General features: G+C 43.7%; 2 protein-coding genes. One reads left to right on the forward strand and one right to left on the reverse strand.

Annotation, left to right across the window (positions count from 1 at the left end; genetic code table 11):
• Nucleotides 1-85: 85 nt before the first annotated feature.
• A complete protein-coding gene (locus U868_RS0123240) occupies nt 86-277 on the reverse strand; it encodes a Cro/CI family transcriptional regulator (RefSeq protein WP_015422887.1) in 192 nt (63 codons plus the stop codon).
• A 95-nt stretch (nt 278-372) separates the two neighbouring features.
• Between U868_RS0123240 and U868_RS0123245 the strand changes: the two genes are divergently transcribed.
• Nucleotides 373-1,083 carry a LexA family protein gene (locus U868_RS0123245; protein ID WP_025155365.1) on the forward strand — a complete coding sequence of 237 codons (711 nt, stop codon included), beginning with the start codon at nt 373-375 and terminating at the stop codon, nt 1,081-1,083.
• Nucleotides 1,084-1,379: the final 296 nt, after the last annotated feature.

A 1,379-nucleotide genomic window follows, 5' to 3' on the forward strand; every position in this document is an offset into this window, starting at 1 on the left:
CTCACTTCCTGTGAGGTGTTTGCTGTGTTGAAAAATGTTCCAGCACATATCCGGAACGGGCTAAATTGTGTAAAGAGCGGTTGGCTTAATTGTTTTTACCTGATGGGAAAGTTTTTACTTCTTCTGCTTCAACTGTCCCGTCCTGCTTTTTAATCACATAGATGTTTCGTTTTTTTAAAATCGCCTTACTGATTGCACTCTGTCTAACACCAAGCATTTCTGCCGTTTTGTGTTGACCAACCTCAGTGGCGAATGTTGTAAGCGGGATTCTTTCCATGCTTCCTCCTTTTTTATTAATTATCACCGCTAGTGATAAAATAGTCAACACCTGCGGTGATTGGTAAATATTCCAATTGGTAATAAAATCACCTCATGAAAAAGAAACCTCTCACTGATGAACAAGTAGCCGACGCTATGCGGCTAAAGGCTATTTTTGACGCCAAAAAGAAAGAGCTTGGGCTGTCCCAAGAGTCTCTTGGTGAAGCTATTGGCATGGGACAGAGCGCCGTTGCTCAATTGCTGAATGGGGTTAACGCTATCAACGCAGAGAATGCAGCAAAGCTGGCTGTCGCTCTTGACGTGTCAGTTGATGATTTTAGTCCGTCACTTTCAAAAGAAATAAGGACTATGTTTAACGCCCTTGCATCACAAAAATCAAAATCTGCTAGCGATAGGTACGCATACCCGCTTTTCACTAAAGTTCAGGCTGGATGCTTCACTGAAAACGGAAGCTCATACACCGAAAGAGATGCGGTTGATTGGATTCCAACGGCAAAAAAAGCCAGTAATCAATCATTTTGGCTTGAGGTTGAAGGGCATTCCATGACTGCTCCGCAGGGTGGTCGACCGAGCTTTCCGGAAGGCATGCTGATACTTGTTGACCCTGAAGAGGATGTTGAGTTCGGGGATTTCTGTGTGGCTCGCATGCTAAACGACGAGTTCACGTTTAAGCGGCTGATCAGAGATAGCGGTATTGAATATCTTGAGCCACTAAACCCACGTTATGACTTGATCCCTTTCAATAATAACTGTCAAATAGTGGGGAAAGTTGTCAAGTCACAATGGCCTGATGATACATTTTGATAATGGCGGTAATGGTATGAGCGTAAACAATAAAACATCACGAAAATTTAATAAATTTGCGGTCATTCTTGCACTGCTTGCATTCCTTATTCTCCCTAAGCTTTCGATTGTTTCGTGGCCTATTTATACCCCAATAGGCATCCTGTGTTACGGGGCCATATCTGTTGGTGTTTACGTTGTCGTGAGATTGCTGTGGGCGGTAATCAATCACCAAGCGGGGGACAAAGAGTAGGCAAGATCATTGGTGTTGTTGTGCAGATGATGATGCGCTTTGTTTAACAGTGGCCTGACGACAC

Source organism: Morganella morganii H1r (genome assembly GCF_000633515.1).
Classification (GTDB): Bacteria; Pseudomonadota; Gammaproteobacteria; order Enterobacterales; family Enterobacteriaceae; genus Morganella; species Morganella morganii_B.